15 protein-coding genes are annotated in these 15,858 nt (G+C 74.4%); 7 read left to right on the plus strand and 8 right to left on the minus strand.

Annotated features, from left to right (window positions below; genetic code table 11):
- Positions 1-196: 196 nt before the first annotated feature.
- Positions 197-1,228: a lytic polysaccharide monooxygenase gene (locus OEIGOIKO_RS33315; RefSeq protein WP_125057150.1), complete on the minus strand. Its 1,032-nt coding sequence runs from the start codon at positions 1,226-1,228 to the stop codon at positions 197-199.
- A 708-nt stretch (positions 1,229-1,936) separates the two neighbouring features.
- Here OEIGOIKO_RS33315 and OEIGOIKO_RS33320 point away from each other — a divergent pair.
- The 4 genes from OEIGOIKO_RS33320 to OEIGOIKO_RS33335 all read left to right on the plus strand — a co-directional run bounded on the left by OEIGOIKO_RS33320 (position 1,937) and on the right by OEIGOIKO_RS33335 (position 8,354).
- Positions 1,937-3,178 (plus strand): ATP-grasp domain-containing protein, encoded by a 1,242-nt coding sequence (locus OEIGOIKO_RS33320; RefSeq protein WP_125059286.1) that lies wholly within the window; start codon positions 1,937-1,939, stop codon positions 3,176-3,178.
- 86 nt (positions 3,179-3,264) lie between these two features.
- Entirely contained in the window at positions 3,265-5,127 is a 1,863-nt protein-coding gene (locus OEIGOIKO_RS33325) for an IucA/IucC family protein (protein WP_125057151.1), read from the plus strand.
- 165 nt (positions 5,128-5,292) lie between these two features.
- Entirely contained in the window at positions 5,293-7,089 is a 1,797-nt protein-coding gene (locus OEIGOIKO_RS33330) for an IucA/IucC family protein (protein ID WP_125057152.1), read from the plus strand.
- On the plus strand, positions 7,086-8,354 hold the full coding sequence (locus tag OEIGOIKO_RS33335) for a type III PLP-dependent enzyme (protein ID WP_246177704.1): 1,269 nt from the start codon (positions 7,086-7,088) through the stop codon (positions 8,352-8,354). Before OEIGOIKO_RS33330 ends, OEIGOIKO_RS33335 begins: the two co-directional genes overlap by 4 nt.
- A gap of 5 nt (positions 8,355-8,359) precedes the next feature.
- On the opposite strand, the gene OEIGOIKO_RS33340 is transcribed toward OEIGOIKO_RS33335, so the two are convergent.
- The 5 genes from OEIGOIKO_RS33340 to OEIGOIKO_RS33360 form a co-directional block, all read right to left on the minus strand.
- Complete coding sequence (locus OEIGOIKO_RS33340) at positions 8,360-8,734, minus strand: hypothetical protein (protein ID WP_125057153.1); 375 nt, start codon at positions 8,732-8,734, stop codon at positions 8,360-8,362.
- A gap of 50 nt (positions 8,735-8,784) precedes the next feature.
- The gene (locus tag OEIGOIKO_RS33345) at positions 8,785-9,183 is read right to left on the minus strand and encodes a roadblock/LC7 domain-containing protein (RefSeq protein WP_125057154.1); all 399 of its coding nucleotides are present in this window, start codon (positions 9,181-9,183) and stop codon (positions 8,785-8,787) included.
- Between the two features lie 76 nt (positions 9,184-9,259).
- On the minus strand, positions 9,260-10,072 hold the full coding sequence (locus tag OEIGOIKO_RS33350) for a transcriptional regulator (RefSeq protein WP_246177705.1): 813 nt from the start codon (positions 10,070-10,072) through the stop codon (positions 9,260-9,262).
- Positions 10,069-10,458 carry a hypothetical protein gene (locus OEIGOIKO_RS33355; protein ID WP_125057155.1) on the minus strand — a complete coding sequence of 130 codons (390 nt, stop codon included), beginning with the start codon at positions 10,456-10,458 and terminating at the stop codon, positions 10,069-10,071. The genes OEIGOIKO_RS33350 and OEIGOIKO_RS33355 overlap by 4 nt, the downstream gene beginning before the upstream one ends.
- A gap of 201 nt (positions 10,459-10,659) precedes the next feature.
- Complete coding sequence (locus OEIGOIKO_RS33360) at positions 10,660-11,589, minus strand: GNAT family N-acetyltransferase (RefSeq protein ID WP_125057156.1); 930 nt, start codon at positions 11,587-11,589, stop codon at positions 10,660-10,662.
- Positions 11,590-11,807: 218 nt separating this feature from the next.
- Here OEIGOIKO_RS33360 and OEIGOIKO_RS33365 point away from each other — a divergent pair, with 218 nt between their 5' ends.
- The gene (locus tag OEIGOIKO_RS33365) at positions 11,808-12,206 is read left to right on the plus strand and encodes a GntR family transcriptional regulator (RefSeq protein WP_125047946.1); all 399 of its coding nucleotides are present in this window, start codon (positions 11,808-11,810) and stop codon (positions 12,204-12,206) included.
- Positions 12,203-12,631 (plus strand): VOC family protein, encoded by a 429-nt coding sequence (locus tag OEIGOIKO_RS33370; RefSeq protein ID WP_125057157.1) that lies wholly within the window; start codon positions 12,203-12,205, stop codon positions 12,629-12,631. Before OEIGOIKO_RS33365 ends, OEIGOIKO_RS33370 begins: the two co-directional genes overlap by 4 nt.
- A 34-nt stretch (positions 12,632-12,665) precedes the next feature.
- Here OEIGOIKO_RS33370 and OEIGOIKO_RS33375 read toward each other — a convergent pair whose 3' ends face one another.
- Positions 12,666-13,022, minus strand: a complete 357-nt coding sequence (locus OEIGOIKO_RS33375; protein ID WP_125057158.1) for a hypothetical protein — start codon at positions 13,020-13,022, stop codon at positions 12,666-12,668.
- A gap of 140 nt (positions 13,023-13,162) precedes the next feature.
- Positions 13,163-14,275: a DUF5925 domain-containing protein gene (locus OEIGOIKO_RS33380; protein ID WP_125057159.1), complete on the minus strand. Its 1,113-nt coding sequence runs from the start codon at positions 14,273-14,275 to the stop codon at positions 13,163-13,165.
- Between the two features lie 155 nt (positions 14,276-14,430).
- Between OEIGOIKO_RS33380 and OEIGOIKO_RS33385 the strand changes: the two genes are divergently transcribed.
- Positions 14,431-15,858, plus strand: a complete 1,428-nt coding sequence (locus OEIGOIKO_RS33385) for a glycoside hydrolase family protein (protein ID WP_125057160.1) — start codon at positions 14,431-14,433, stop codon at positions 15,856-15,858.

A 15,858-nucleotide genomic window follows, 5' to 3' on the forward strand; every position in this document is an offset into this window, starting at 1 on the left:
GCGGCGCGGCAGCGGGGCGCGCGAGGCGCCGCCGCCCCCTGAGGTGAAGGAAAAGGGGGCGGCGGCGCCGGTGTGGGGGTGCCCCCGCGAGGGCAGTGGGGGATGACCTCGCGGGGGGCCTGCGGGGCCAGTGGGGGATGGCCTCGCAGGGGGCCCTATGCGTGGGGGGGAGGGCCCTGGGGGAGAAGCGTGTGGGTCAGCCGCGCTGTCGGGCCGCCTTGCGGCGCGCGCTCACGAGCAGGACCGAGGCGCCCAGCGCCACAACGGCCGCGCCGCCGACGGCCATCGGCGCGGTCGAGCTGTCGCCGCCGGTCTCCGCGAGGTGGCTGCCGGCCGCCTGCTGTGCACCAGCCTGCTTCGGGTCCACCTCCTTGGCCGCACCGCCGTTGGGGTGCGCCGCGTTCCCCGCGGAGGTGTCCGGTGCCGTGCCGGTGTCCCCGGCAGCCTGAGCGCCGCCGTGCGCGCCGTGGTGCATGTGGTCGATGGTCGACTTGCCCGCTTCGGCGGCGATCTGCCGGTCGCTCGGCGCGGCCGCGGACGGAGCCGAGGCCGCCGCGCCCTTGCCCGTACCCCCGCTCCTGCCCGTGCCCCCGCTCTTGCCGAAGACGACGTCGGAGCAGGTGTAGAACGCCTCGGGGCTGTCCGAGCGCTGCCAGATGCTGTAGATCAGGTGACGGCCGGACTTGGCGGGCACCTTGCCGCCGAAGACGTAGTCGCCGTCGGTCAGCTTCGGGTTCGTGACCTTGGCGAACGGTTTCGCCTCCAAGTCGGACCACTTGAGCGGCTTGGCGGGGTCGTAGCCGTCCTTGGTGACGTACAGCTCGAAGGAGCCGCGGTGCGGGGCGGTCGCTTTGTACCGGAAGGTGTGGTCGCCCGCCTTCAGGTTCGTGGCCGGCCAGTCGGCCCGCGGCAGGTCCAGGCCCCGGTACTCGGGGGCGTTGGCGCTGCACAGCTTGCCGTCCGGGATGCGCTTCTTCGACTGCCCGCCCGCGTTGCCGTCCCGTACGCCGTTCCAGTCGTACAGAGCCTGGGTGCCGCCGGCCGCGACCATCGCCTTGCAGGCCGCGGACTTCGGGTGCTCGGGGCCCTCGGCGAAGCAGGCGGAGATCCGGCTGACCGGGTCGGTCATCGAGCCGTGGGCGACGGCCGGGGTCGCGGTGAGCGCGGTGAGCACCAGCGGGGCGATGCCGGTCAGCGCGATCCCGGCTGCCGTGCGGCGAGCGGTCATCGTGGGGGTCTCCTTCGTCGGATCGGGGGAGCGGCACCGGACGGACGCTCGGCCCGGGCGGTGCGATCAGCACGCTAGCCCCGCTGAGCAGCGCATTTCGGTCCGGAAGCCGGTTCCCGACGATCTTTATGGCCCCCTTAAGGGAGGCGTGAGGACGGATTAAGCCCCACGGGTCCCGCCGGGTTCGTCGCCGCCCGGACCGGGCTCAAGGCCAGAATGCCCGCCAACAGGGCCAGGTCGCTGAGGACGGGCAGACAGGGGCCGCCGCCGGCCGCGTACCACTCCCGGAACTTCTCCTCGTCCGCCCAGAGGGGAACGCCCAGCGCCCAGACCGCGTGCAGCGGGATGAATCCGACGGTCGCGGAGAACGCAGGCCCGGTTTCTCCTGACGGTGGCGGAAAAGGGGGAGCGGGCAGCACGGCCCCACGGACCGGCGCGCCAGGGCATCGGGCCCGGGGGTGACGATCACTCATCCCTCAAGGCGGCCGAAGTGCCGTGTCGCTCCCCTGGATGCGGGAACCGGCTCGCCTCTCGTCCCCCTGGACGGGGGAACCGGCCCGCCTCTCGTCCCCCTGGTGGACCATGCCGATGACGTGCGGGAAGGGGCGGTACGGCGGTGGCGCGCGGCGAGTTGACAAGGTTAGGTATGCCTAACCTAATCTTGCGCGGGTGAACGAGGCCGCAACCCCGAACGACGCCTGCGCGGGCATGGTCCTCCTGGCCCGCAACCCCACCGACTCCGTCACGGAAGGCTTCCTGCCGGCCGCGGCCCGCCTCGGCCTCGCCGTGACGCTGCTGACCGACCAGCCGGACGCCCATCACGCGGCGTACGGGCGGTACGCGCGCGAACGGCGCGGGGGCGGGCCGTCGGCGGGAGCGCTGCCCGGCAGGCTGGAGATCGTACCGTGCGACGTGCAGGACTTCCGCGCCGTGATCGCGCGAACCGCCGCGCAGGCGCGTCGGATTGGGGCCCCTGCCGCGGTCTTCACCAACAGTGACCATCTCCAGGTCCAGGCCGCCCTGGCCGCCGACTACTTCGCACTGCCCGGCAAGGACTGGCGGGCCGCGCTCCGCACGAAGAACAAGGCCGAACTGCGCCGCGGCCTGGCCGCCGCCGGACTGGACACCGTCCGCTCCGCCGAACTGGCGCCGGGCGACGCCCCGGCCGGGCACGGCGTCCCCTACCCCTGTGTGCTCAAGCCGCGCGAAGGGGTGGCCAGCGAGGACGTCTTCCTGGTGGCGGACGAGACGGAACTGGCCGCGCGGTGCGGCGAGATCCGGGCACGGCGGCCCGGCGCCGCGCTGGTCCTGGAGGAGTACCTGGACGGCCCGCTGCACACCCTGGAAACCCTCGGCGACGGGCACGTGCTGCACCCGCTGGCCTCGTTCCGTACAGACATCTCGCCGCCGCCGCACTTCATCGAGGAGCGGCTGACCCTGCTCCCCGAACCGGCCGGCCCCTGTACTGGCCAGGTGCTGGAGCAATTACGCGCGCTGGGCGTCGGATTCGGCGCCTGCCACACGGAGTACGTGGACCAGGGCGGCCGGGCCCGGATCATCGAGGTCAACTACCGCGCCATCGGCGACCGGTGCGACCTCGCCCTCGCCGAAGCCCTGGACCTCCCGCTCTTCGAGCTGATCCTCCGTACACACCTGGGGGAGCCGCTGCCGGACGCCCTGGCCGTGCGGCACGGCACGCGGGTGCGCATGGAGTACGTGTGCGCCGACCGGGACGGGACGCTCAAGGCCGCGCCGGAGGCACACGTGCAGGAGGCGGACGGCGTCCGTCTCGACTACCGGCCCTTACGTGAGACGGGCGAGCGGCACCCGCTGTACCGCACCAACCGGGACTTCCTCGGGGTGCTGCGGGCGACCGGCCGCGACGAAGGGCGAATCGACGCGGCCGTACAGGAGTTCCTGGCCGCACACTGTTGGGAGATCGTGCCGTGACGGCGGTGGCGGGAGACGGCGTACCGGACACACTGCGGGGGGCGACGGAAGGAGTCGCCCCGGAGGGCGGAGCGGAAGAGGAACTGATGCGGCGCGTGCTGAGCGCGCTGCTGCGCGAGGACGCGTACGGGCTGCGCCGCCGCGCCGGGACGGTGCGCCGCCCGGACGGCGACTGGTTGCGGCTGGGCCTCCCGGACGGCCTGGTCCTGGTCCCGGTCGAGGCCGACGGCTTCCAGTGCGAGACCGCCGCCCGCAGGGGAGAGCTGGCGCGCGCCGACGGTACGCGGGTGACCGGGGTGGACGGCATCATGGGCGTACTGCGCACCGCCGTGCCGCCCGAGGACCGGCCGGGTTTCGACGCCTTCACCGGCGAGTGCCACCAGGCGCTGGCCACCGCCCGGATGCAGGCCGCCGAGCGCGTGACGGTGATCGCCCGCCTCGGCCCGCACGCGGGTGGCGGTGCGTACGGCGGGAACAACGGCGCGACGGTCGGCGGAGTCCGCGGCGCGGCGGCCGGCGCGTACGACGGCGACCGCGCCTGGTGCGGCCCCGGCGGCGCGCTCGACTACGACACGCTCGCCGCCTACCGCGACCACCCCGTCTACCCCACCGGACGGGCCCGCCTCGGCCTGGACGAGGGCCAGATCCGGGCCTACGCACCGGAGTTCGCCCCCGGCTTCGCGCTGCGCTGGCTGGCCCTCCCGCGCGAGGCCGTCAACGGCGACCCGGCGGCGCTGCCCGCCTGGTGGCCCGCCCCCGGGGACCTCGGCCTGCCCCGGCTGGACGGCAGCCACCTCGCCTTGCCCGTCCACCCGCTCACCGCCGACGGACCACTGGCCGAAGCGCTGCGCGCCCGCGGCCTCGCAGACGGCGCGCGGCTCGCCGACCGCGCCTGGCTGCGGGTACGGCCCACCCTGTCGATGCGGACCGTCGCCGTCACCGACGACCCGTACACCCACCTCAAACTCCCGCTCGCCACCGCCACCCTGGGCCGCCTCAACCGGCGCGGCATGAAACCCGGCACGCTGGTGGACGGCGCGGTGGGCCAACGGCTGCTGGAGACCGTCGTCGACCGGCACCCGCGGTTCGCCGAGACCGTGCTCCTCGCCGACGAGACCACCCACCTGGACGCCGGACACGACCTGCTGGCCACCCTGGTGCGCCGCTTCCCGAAGGGCAGCGGCGGCACGGCGGCGGTGTGCGGCAGCGCCGACGGGCTGAAGGGGGCGCGGAGTCTGCGCGGCCTGCGGGGGTCCAGCGGGCTGCGCGGCGCCCGGGTGGTGCCGCTGGCCGCGCTCGCCGCCCGGATGCCGGACGGCTCACTCGTCGCCGACGACCTCGCCCGCCGCTTCTACGGCGGTGACCTGCTCGCCCTTCTCGACGCCTACCTGACGCTCCTCCTGGACTGGCACACCACCCTCTTCGCGTACGGCATCGCGCTGGAGTCGCACCAGCAGAACACCTCCCTCGTCCTGGACGAGGTGGCCGGGCGCCCGCGCCTGCGCCTGCTGCTCAAGGACAACGACGGGCCGCGGGTGAACACCGTACGGCTGGCCGCCGTCCTGGGCGGGGACGCCGCCGACCTGTGCGGATTCGACGACCGGCGCATCCTGGTGGGCGGCGACGCACCGGTGGCCGACGTCTTCGCCACCATCACCGTCCACCTGTGCGCCGGGGCCCTCGCCTTCGAACTGGCCCGGCTCGGCCGCGCGCCGCTGCCGGTCCTGCTCGGGCAGCTCAGAGCGCGGCTCACGGAGGCCGTCGACCGGCTGGAGGCCGCCCCCGGAGCTGCCGCCGCCGTCCTGCGCCACCGCGTCCTGGACGCCGACCGGCTGCCGGTCAAGGCCATGGTCACGGCCGGCAGCCTGCTGTCGAAACGCCGGTCGGGGGCGTCGGACGTCAACAAGTTCTACGTCACCGGGCCGAACTACCTGGTACCGGGCCGGTGACCGCTTCCCCGGCTCCGTGCCCGGTGCCCGGCATGCCGCCTGTCCGGGCCCGCTGACGGGTTCCGGGCCCGAAGGGCCCAAAGACACCCACCCCCCACCGTCCCCTCGTGGCCGGGCCCCGCCCCTCCCAGGTATCCGCTCCCCACCCCTGTTGGAGTCCCCGCAATGCCCCTCGCCCCCTCCCGCACCACCGGCACGGACGACCGCACGGTCCCCCTCACGGCCGACGAACCCGTCGCCCACACCCTCCTGAACTGCCTGCTGCGCGAGATCTGCGGCCCGGAGCGGCAGACCGCCGTGTCCGGTACGCACCTGCTGCTCCGGCTGCCGCGCTGCGGCGAACTCCTGCGGGTGGGCCTGCGCCGCGTCTCGCTCACCGGGGCGCACCGCTTCACCGGCCCGGCCGGGCGGTGGCGCGACGGCGGCTGGCACGCACTGGGCTGGGAGGAGCTGGCCGCGTGCGCGCAGCGGGAGCTGGAGCTGCGTACGGGCGTACGGAACGAGGAATTCCGGGCACAGGTCGCGTCGAGCCACGCGGGCGTCGCCGCCGCCCTGGAACACGCCGCCGCCCCCGGCCGGGCGGGCAGCCGGGGCACCGGCCCGCACGCCCGCTACCTGCGCTCCGAACAGTCGCTGCTGTTCGGCCACCGCTTCCACCCGACACCCAAGTCCCGCACCGGCAGCCCCGCCGACTGGGCCCGCTACGCGCCCGAGGCCGGGGCCCGCTTCCCCCTGCGCCACCTGGCCGTACGCGCCGACCGGGTACGCGAGGAGGCCGCCGCCCCCGCCGCCCTGACCGCGCTGGACCGGCAGGGCGAGGTGCCCGACGGCTACCGGCTGCTGCCCGCGCACCCCTGGCAGTACGCCATGCTCCGCGCGCATCCCGCCCTGCGGGACGCCGTACGGCGCGGCGACGTGCTCGACCTGGGGGAGCGCGGCGACTCCTTCGCGCCCACCGCGTCCGTCCGCACGCTCTACGACGGCCGGAACTTCCTCAAGTTCAGCCTCAACACCCGTATCACCAACTGCGTACGCAAGAACGCCGACTACGAACTGCGCGGCGCCGTCGCCCTCACCCGCCACCTGGAACCCGTCGCCACCGCCCTCACCGCCCGCTTCCCCGGCTGCGACCTGCTGCGGGAGCCCGGCTACCGCACCGTGGACGTGGGCGACCGGGAACTGGCCGAAGGGCTCGGCGTCATCGTCAGGGAAGGGCTGGACGCGCGGCTGCGGCCCGGCGTCACCCCGCTGCTGGCCGCCGCCGTCGCCGACGAACACCCTTCGAGCGACGCCCAGTTCGGCGAGCTGCTGCGGGGTGCCGACCCGGTGGCCGCGCTGGGCTGGTGGGACGCGTACCTCTCGCTGCTCGTACCGCCCGTGCTGGCGGCCTACTTCGACCACGGCGTGGTCCTCGAACCGCACCTCCAGAACGTCGTCCTCGGCGTCGACGCCCTCGGCATGCCCGTCCAGGCACTCTTCCGCGACCTGGAGGGCACCAAGCTGCTGCCCGGCCCGCACACCGCGTTCCTCGACAGCCTGCCGCGGGACGTGGCCCGGCCCCTGGTCTACGCACCGCGGCGCGGCTGGGACCGGGTCGTCTACTGCCTGCTGGTCAACCACCTCTCCGAGACGGCCGCCGCCGTCGCCGACCGGCACCCGGGGCTGGAGGGCGAACTGTGGCGCGCCGTACGCGGAGTGCTGCGCGAACGGAGCGCCGCACACGGCGAACCGGCCGAACTGCGTGCCCTGCTGGCCGGCGCGCCGCTGCCCGCCAAGGCCAACCTGCTGACGCGGTGGGGGCGAGCGGCGGACCGGGAGGCGGGGTACGTCCACCTCACCTCGCCCGTCGGCCCCGGCACGGTGAGCGGCACGGCGAACGGTACGGTGTCCGACGGCCTGGCAGCGCCCCGCACGCGCGCCGCATCCCGGGCCGCCTTCCCCCGTCCCCGGAGCACCTCATGATCACCGAGCTGGCCGCGCGCCAGGTGGACCTCCTCACGGCCGGACACCCGGGCCCCGGCGGCGCACTCGACGGCCCGCTGCCCGCCTACGTCTACGACTTGGCCGACCTGGACGCCCACGCGGCCGCCGTACGGGCCGCGCTGCCGCCCGCCGTCGAGCTGTACTACGCGGCCAAGGCCAACCCGGACCCGCATCTGCTGCGGACCCTGGCCCCGTACACCGACGGCTGCGAGGTCTCCTCGGCGGGCGAGGCCGCCCACGTCCGCGCGGCCGTGGCCGCACTGCCGCTGGCCTTCGGCGGACCGGGCAAGACCGAGGCGGAACTGCGCGCCGCCCTCGACCTGGGTGTCGAACGCTTCCACCTGGAGAGCGAGCACGAACTGCGGATGCTCTCCGCCCTCGCCGGGGAGACCGGCCGGACCGCCGACGTGCTCCTCCGCGTCAACCTGCCGCTCGGCGCGGGCGTGACGGCAGGCGCCGCCCTCGCGATGGGCGGCCGGGCCACCCCCTTCGGCCTCGACCCGGCGCGCGCGGAACACTGCCTGCCGCTGCTCTGCGAAGGGCCGCTACGGCTGCGCGGCATCCACGCCCATCTGGCCAGCGGCCTGGACGCGCCCGCCCAGCTCGCCCTCGCCGCCCGCATCACCGAATGGGCCCGGCACTTCGCCGCCCGGCACGGCCACTCCCTGTGCGAGGTCGGCCTCGGCGGCGGCATGGCGGTCGACTACACGCGCCCGGACACCCGCTTCGACTGGGCGGAGTACGGCACCGGGCTCGCCGAGCTGGCCGACCGCTACCCCGAGTTCACCCTGCGCATCGAGCCGGGCCGGGCGCTGACCGCCTACTGCGGCTGGTACGTGACCGAGGTCCTGGACGTCAAGCACAGCCACGGCGAAGCCTTCGCCGTACTGCGCGGAGGCACCCACCACCTGCGCACCCCGGTGGCCAAGGGACACGACCACCCCTTCGTCGTCCTGCCCGTCGAGGAGTGGACCCGCCCCTGGCCACGCCCGGGCGCACACGGGCAGGAGGTCACCCTCGCCGGGCAGCTGTGCACCCCCAAGGACGTACTGGCGCGCCGGGTCCCGGTCGCCCACCTGCGCGCCGGTGACCGGGTCGCCTTCGCGCTGGCCGGCGCCTACGCCTGGAACATCTCGCACCACGGCTTCCTGATGCACCCGCCGCCCGCCTTCCACCACGCGGGCGGCCCGGCCGTCCCAGGTCCGCGGGGCGGCGCCGCTGCCCGTGCCCGGCGCCGCCCCTGACCGGGTCAGATGTCCAGTTCGCCTTCGATGCGCCGGAGCTGGTGCCGGGCCATGGCGAGGTTGGACCGCCCCTTGTCGAGCGCCAGATAGAGGAACAGGCCGCTGTTGTTACGGGACTTCAGCAGCCGGATGAGGTGGTACTGGGTGCCGAGGGTGATCAGGATGTCCTCGATCTCGTCCTTGAGGCCGAGCATCTCCATGGTGCGCACCTTGGCCCGCACGACGTCGGTGTTGCCGGCCGTGGCGACGGACAGGTCCAGGTCCTTGCCGCCGCCCAGGGTGCCGAGCGCCATGCCGCTTCCGTAGTCGACCAGGGCCACGCCCAGGGCGCCTTCTATGCCGGTCATCGCTTCCTTGAGGGCCGTCTCTGTGTTGATCATGGGAGTTGTCCGTGCCTTTCGTCCGTGCGGGGAGCGGGGGGTGGTCCGGTTCATGGTCGGGTGTTCTCCTGTGGTCCCGGAGCGCCTTCGATCAGCGCGCTGATGCGGGTGCTGGACCGGCGCGCTTCCAGGCGCAGCCGGCCGACGTTGGCCTGCGGCGCGGTCACCAGGGCCAGCGCGGCCGAGGGGCCCGCGGTGTAGGCACCCACCCAGCCGTGGTCCGCGCGGACCAGGAGTTCGTGGGCGGTGCCGTGCCCGGCCGCCGCGGCCAGGTGCAGGGCGGCCCGCAGCGCGTCCGCGGTGCGGGGCCCCAGGGGATGCTGGACGGTGCCGGAGACGTCCCTGGCCAGTACCCGGCCGTCGTCGTCCACGACCAGCGCTCCGGTCACCTGGGCGACGCAGGCCCGCAGTCGCTCCAGCTCACCGGTGAGCTCGGCCTCTGTCGCCATGACGTGCTTCCTTCCGAAGAGGCGACGCGCTGCACGCTTCACGGCGGTGCACCGCCGAAGACGGAGCGGGGTGACTTCACAGACGGGCCTCCAGTGCGTCACGGACGCGCCGCAGCAGGGCGACGTCGGGCGGATCCGGGGGGCCCGGTACCGGCGGGCGCCCGCCGCCCGGGTGGCCGGACGGGCGGTCGTCGGACGGCGGATCGCAGGAGCGGAGGACGAGCAGGCCCGCCACCGCGAGACGCCGCACCTCCAGGAGTACGTGGAAGGCCGGCCGCCCCAGTTCACGGGCGATGGCGGCGGGGGTGCGCGTCCCGTCGGCGAGGGCCAGCACGGCTGCCAGACGCACCGGCACTCCGGGGCCCGCCGCCGGCCGGCGCAGGACGGGCGCGGTGTCGATCTCCGGTCCCGGCCATCGCCCGTCCAGCAGCCGCCTGCGCCGACGGGTCTCCCGAAGTACCCGGTCCGCCGCCACGGAGCGCTGCCGGCCGCCGCCCTCCCGTACGAAGCCGTGCTGGAAACGCGTCGGGCCGCTGCGCGGGGCCAGGGCGAAGAACGCCGCGTCGAAGAGCGCGGTCAGCCACCACACCTCGGCCTGACCCGGGGACAGCAAGCCCTCCTTGACCAGGCGGCAGGGCACGTGGTCGGGAACCCCCGCCCGTTCGAGCGCCTCGTCCCACACGGCGCGCGGCACCCGTCTGCCCGTGGTGAGCAGCACCTCCAGCCCGGGGGAGGCCGGGCTCTCGGCATGCACGACGCGACCACTTACCAGGTAGAGCGTGCCGGGGCCGCACTGGAGCGCGCCGGTGGCGTGCGCCTCGGCCAGGCGCGACAGCATCGAGGGGCGCCGGGTCAGGGGCGTCGGTGCCACCGGCGGTGCGGTGCTCATGCCAGGGCCAGCTGTCCGGCGACGCCCTCCAGGCGGAGACGGGCCAGTGCGAGGTTGCCGGAGGTACGGTCGAGCCAGAGGTGCAGGAGCACGCTGTGGCCCGCCCCGGGGTCCACGAAGCGCACCAGGTGGTATCCGCTGCGGGTGGTGACGATCAGGTCCTCGACCGGCAGGGCGGGCACCGGGGCCGCGTTCTCGGCGAAGACGGCGGCCCCCATCACCAGCCGGGCCAGTTCGGCCGCTTCGGCGGCGGCCGTCTCGGCCCCGCCCGGGGCCCGCTCACCGACCGACTCCAGCGCGAACCCGCACGTCCAGTCCACGAGCGCGGCGCCCCGCGCCCCGGGCACGCTCATGGCCTCCAGCAGGCACACCTCGATACCGGGCACCCGAACTCCTCTCCTGCCGCGCCGGTCGGCGCACCCGGCTTTGCGGGTGACGAGGAGGCTACGCAGGCGACCGGGCCCGCCAGGGAATCTGGCACTTTCCCGCGGAACTTGTTCCGCGCCAACAGGAGTGCGCCCAGAGTTGTTCGGTTCCTGACAGGTTTCGGGTTCCGGAAGACGTCGGCCCCGTCGGCGCCGGGCACCCTACGGGTGCGACAGGTCCCTGACGCAGTGCCACTCGGCGGCGAACGGCCGGTAGCCCAGCGCGGCGTTGACGGCGAGCATCGGGGCGTTCTCGGCGTCGTTGGACGTGAACGCCTCCGTGCAGCAGGCGTCCCGGGCCCGGCGCAGGGAGTCGGTCTTGGCGAGTCCGGCCAGCCCCCGGCCCCGGTGGGCGCGGCGGGTGCCGGTCATCTGCGAGCCGTAGCGCCCCTGCCCGTCCGTGCCGGCCAGGCTGAACGAGGCGATCTCACCGTCGACCGTCACCACCGTCGTCAGGTCCAGATCGATGTCCGGCTGCTCCCAGGTGTGCACGATCCAGTCCTCGTACGTCATCGCGTCGACGGTCAGGTCGTCCGGCTCGTCCGCCGTGACCTCGGCGTCCGCCGCGAACAGCGGGCGGGGATCGGCACCGAAGTCGGCGGCGGTACACAGCTCCGTACCGGGCGGCAGGCTCGCGGGCAGCGGCGGCAGGACGGCGTGGACGAGGTCGAGGCGGAGGTAGCGGGCCAGGCGCAGGCGGCGGTAACCGCGGCGTTCGGCGAAGGCCAGCGAACGGGGGTCGTCCTGCGGGTAGGCGTGCAGACGGGTGACACCGTGGCCCGCCAGGTGGTCCTCCGCCACGTCGAGCAGGGCGCGGCCCGCGCCCAGCCCGCGGTGTCCCCGGTCCACCAGCAGCGCGACGACGCCCTGCCCGGCCGTACTGCTGTCGTGCCGGACGCTCGCCTTGACGACGCCGACGATCCGGCCGCCGGCCTCGGCGACGAACACCCGCAACCGCCGGGCGGCAGGCGCCTCGGCGACTTCCCAGGCGACGGACTGCGGGGTCGAGATGCAGTAGGACAGCACCCGGCGCCGTAGCTCGCTGACGTCCCGGGCATCGGAGCGGTGGAAGGGCCGCACAGTGACAGTCATCAGCGGGACGGTACGCCCACCGCCCGGATGCCGCCTCCGAATATCGCCGGGCGGGACACCACCGCACGGCCGGGGCCGGAACGGCGCCCGCAAGCCGCGCCCCGGTGCGCGTCCCGGCACGACATGTGCGGCCCTGCGGACACGGCGGGTGCCGCTGGCGCACAATGGGGGCGACCCACCCCTGCGTCTCTCGCAACCCCCGTACCAGGAGCGCCACCGTGGCAGTCCAGCAAGCGCCGCCCCTGCGGCTGACCATCGACCCGGACGCGGCGGACGCGCCGTTCGAACAGGTCCGGGCCCAGATCGCCGGTCAGGCCCGGGCCGGCGGGCTGCCGGTCGGCCGCAAACTGCCCACCGTACGCGGCCTCGCCGAACAGCTCGGGCTGGCCGCCAACACCGTCGCCAAGGCGTACCGGGCCCTGGAGACGGACGGCGTGATCGAGACGCGGGGACGCAACGGCACCTTCGTCGCGGCGGCCGGCGAGGCCGCCGACAAGGAAGCCGCGGCGGCCGCCGCCTCCTACGCCCGGCGCGCCCGCCGCCTCGGCCTGGACCACGCCGCCGCCCGCACCGCCGTCACGGACGCCCTGCGCGCGGCCTACGGAGACGACGTATGACCGCCCTCGCCCGCGTCCAGTGCACCGCCCTGGACTGCCCCGACCCGATGCGGCTCGCCCGCTTCTACGCCGAGCTGCTCGGCGGCGAGATCAACCGCCCGACCCCGCTCTGGACCACCGACGACGACTGGACCACCCTGCACACCGAAAGCGGCACGGTCCTCGCCTTCCAGCGCGCCCCCGGCCACCGCCCGCCCCGCTGGCCGGACCCGGAGCACCCCCAGCAGTCCCACCTGGACCTCGGCGTGCACGACCTGGAAGCCGCGCACCGGCAGGTGCTCGACGCGGGCGGCACCCTGCTCGACACCACCCACGGCGACGGCCCGCACGGCTTCCGGGTCTACGCCGACCCGGCGGGGCACCCCTTCTGCCTCGTACGGGAACAGCCCGGGGACCAGCGGGCGTACGAGCAGAGCACGGCGTGACGGGCACCTGGGCACGCCCCGCCCCGCGCGTCGCTCAACGCAGCCAGGCGGGATGGCCCTTGGGCCGGGGAAGGCCGGGGTACGGGGCCGGATAGGCGACGCGCGTGACGATGTGGCAGTGGTTGCACCACCACAGGCAGCCGTCCGCGTCCACGTCGTCCCCGCCGCACGCCATACAGGTGTCGCCCGCGACGTCGGCGGCCACGCCGCGGTGGTTGCCGTTGGCCATCCGCCGCTCGTACGCCGACCGTTCCGCCCCGTAGCAGCGCAGACACAGCCCCTCGTCGAGGCCCGGCAGCTTCACCGTCTCCTGGCCGCACCGGCACAGCAGCACGCCGACATGGCGCGGGTCCAAGCCGACCGGTCCGCCGCGCGGCCTTCCTTGACTCATGCCGGAACCTCTCCCCTCAGCCGAGGCTCCCATCGTCCTCTCCGCCGCGCGGCGCCGCCGGGCTTTGGGCAGATCGGCCGACGGGCAGATCGGCTGACGGGCAGGTCAGCCGACCGGCCGCCCGGCCGGCGCCCCCGCCGCTACAGATACAGCCCCGCGTCCGCGCCCGAGTCCTGCGCCGGTACCGCGGCGGGGCCGGTGCCGCGGCGCAGCGCGTACAGCTCCGCCAGGGTCGCCCCGTCCCGGCCGATGCCGTCCTCCTTGCCCAGCCAGCGCACCGCTTCGGACCGGTTCAGCGGGCCCACCTCGATCCGGGCCATGCAGCGGCCGGGCCGTACCACCGCGGGATGCATCCGCTCCAGGTCCTCGTTGGTCGTCACGCCGACCAGGACGTTGCGGCCCTGGCCCAGCAGCCCGTCCGTCAGGTTCAGCAACCGGGACAGCGCCTGCCCCGCCGTGTGCTTCGCCTCGCCGCGGATCAGTTCGTCGCAGTCCTCCAGCAGGAGCAGCCGCCAGCGGCCCTTGCCCGCCGCGTCGTCCTCGCCGATGGCGATGTCCATCAGGTAGCCGATGTCGTTGAAGAGGCGTTCCGGGTCCAGGACGCAGTCGACCTGGCACCAGTCGCGCCAGGAGCGGGCCAGGGTGCGCAGCGCGGAGGTCTTGCCCGTACCGGGCGGCCCGTGCAGCAACAGCAGCCGTCCGGAGATCTCCTCCGGCGCGACCTTCATCAGCCGGTCGAGGGCCTCGGCCACCGGCGCGGTGTAGTTGGGGCGGATCTCGTCCCACGTGCCGGCGGAGATCTGCCGGGTCGTGCGGTGCGGACCGCGCCGGGGGGAGAGGTACCAGAATCCCATCGAGACGTTCTCCGGCTGCGGCTCCGGCTCGTCCTCCGCGCCGTCGGCGGACTGGCCCAGCACCTTCTGGGCCAGTTCGTCGGTGGTGGCCGTGACGGTCACGTCCGCGCCGCGGTTCCACCGCGACACCAGCAGGGTGAAGCCGTCGCCCTCGGCGAGGGTCGCGCTGCGGTCCTCGTCACGGGCCGAGCGCAGCACCTTGGCGCCGGGCGGCAGCAGCGTCAGACCGGATTTGACCCGGTCGACCGAGCGGCTGCGCGCGTACGGCTGCTCGCCGCTGGCGAACCGCCCGAGGAACAGGGCGTCGACGACATCGGACGGCGAATCGCTGTCGTCCATGTTCAGACGGATCGGGAGGGACTCCTCGGCGGGGGACGGCTGGACGCGGTCGGCACACATGACCACCATGATCCGGCAACAGCGCCCGCCGCGTACACGGAATTTCCCCTGTCAACGGCTCTTTCTTCGAGAAGTCCGGCCGCAGGCGGACCGGCCTTGCGCACTTCCCGGGAAACCGGCCGTCCGGCCCGCGAAGCTGGCTAGGCTGGCCCGTTGTGGGACGTCATGGGGAACGTCACGGTGGGGGCCGGCACGGCGGTACGGGAGCGGCGCGGCCGCCGCACCCGGCGGACGGCGGGCGGGGCCGCAGGTTCCGCAACCGGTCCCGGGCCACCGCCCTGCTCGCGATGGGCGTGGCGGTGCTGGCCATGGCGCTGGCGATGTGCGGGTTCCCGCCGGAGGACGGCGGCGTCCGGCGGGCCGCCGGTTCGCCCGCCGCACAGGTCGGCTGGGGCTTCACGCACACCGAGTACAGCGCGGACCGCGGCGAGGAGCCGGCCACCGCGAGCGCCGACCGGCTGCTGTCCGCCGATCCGATGCCGCAGAACCAGCACGTCATGGGCTGGGGCGCGCAGAACCCCGAACCGAGCCCGGGGAAGTACGACTTCAAGGAACTGGACAGCCGCGTCGACCTGATCCGCCGGACCGGCGGCACGCCCGTACTGACGCTGTGCTGCGCCCCGGACTGGATGAAGGGCGGCCGGGCGGGCGAGACGGACTGGAGCGAGCTGGAGAAGGCGCCGAGCCCGGAGCACTACGCGGACTTCGCCGCGCTGGCCGGCACGATCGCCCGCCGCTACCCGGACATCCGGCACTTCATCGTCTGGAACGAGCTGAAGGGCTTCTTCGACGAGGCACGCAACCGCTGGGACCACGAGGGCTACACCCGCCTGTACAACATGGTCTACCGGGAGCTGAAGAAGGCCGACAAGAACAACCTGGTGGGCGGCCCGTACACGGTCATGGACAGCTACGCGCCCGGCGACGACACCTACGCCTCCGACGTCAAGGGCCCGTGGGGCAGCCTGGACCGGCGCACCGTCGACGCCGTCGAGTACTGGAACGAGCACAAGGCGGGCGCGGACTTCGTCGTCGTCGACGGCTCCAGCTACACCAAGGACGACCGGTACGTGCCCGACGCGTTCACCGCCACCCGCAAGTTCGCCGACGTCGGGCGCTGGCTGCGGCAGACGACCGGCCTGCCGCTGTGGTGGGCGGAGTGGTACGTCGAGGTCCCCGACCGCAACGACGACCGCCGCGGCTGGAGCGAGCCGCGCCGCACCGCCACCCAGGCGAGCGCGCTGATCTCCATGGCCGAGGGCGGCGCCACCAGCGGCTTCTACTGGAACCCGCAGAACGAGGGCGCCGACTGCCCCGGCTGCCTGTGGCGCAGCACCGAACTCCGGGACGGCGGCAGCAGGCTGCCCATGATGGACCTGCTGTCCCGCTTCTCCCGCGCGTTCCCGCCCGGTACGTCCTACGAGCGGGTCGACATGGCCGCGGCCGGCCGGGCGGACGTCCGCGTCCTGGCCGACGACGAGGACGTCCTGGTCGTCAACGTCCGTGACCGTCCCGTCCGGACGACGGTGGGCGGCAAGCCCGTCACCCTGGACGCGTACGGTATCCAGTGGCTGAAGCGCTGA

The organism is Streptomyces paromomycinus (assembly GCF_003865155.1).
GTDB lineage: Bacteria > Actinomycetota > Actinomycetes > Streptomycetales > Streptomycetaceae > Streptomyces > Streptomyces chrestomyceticus.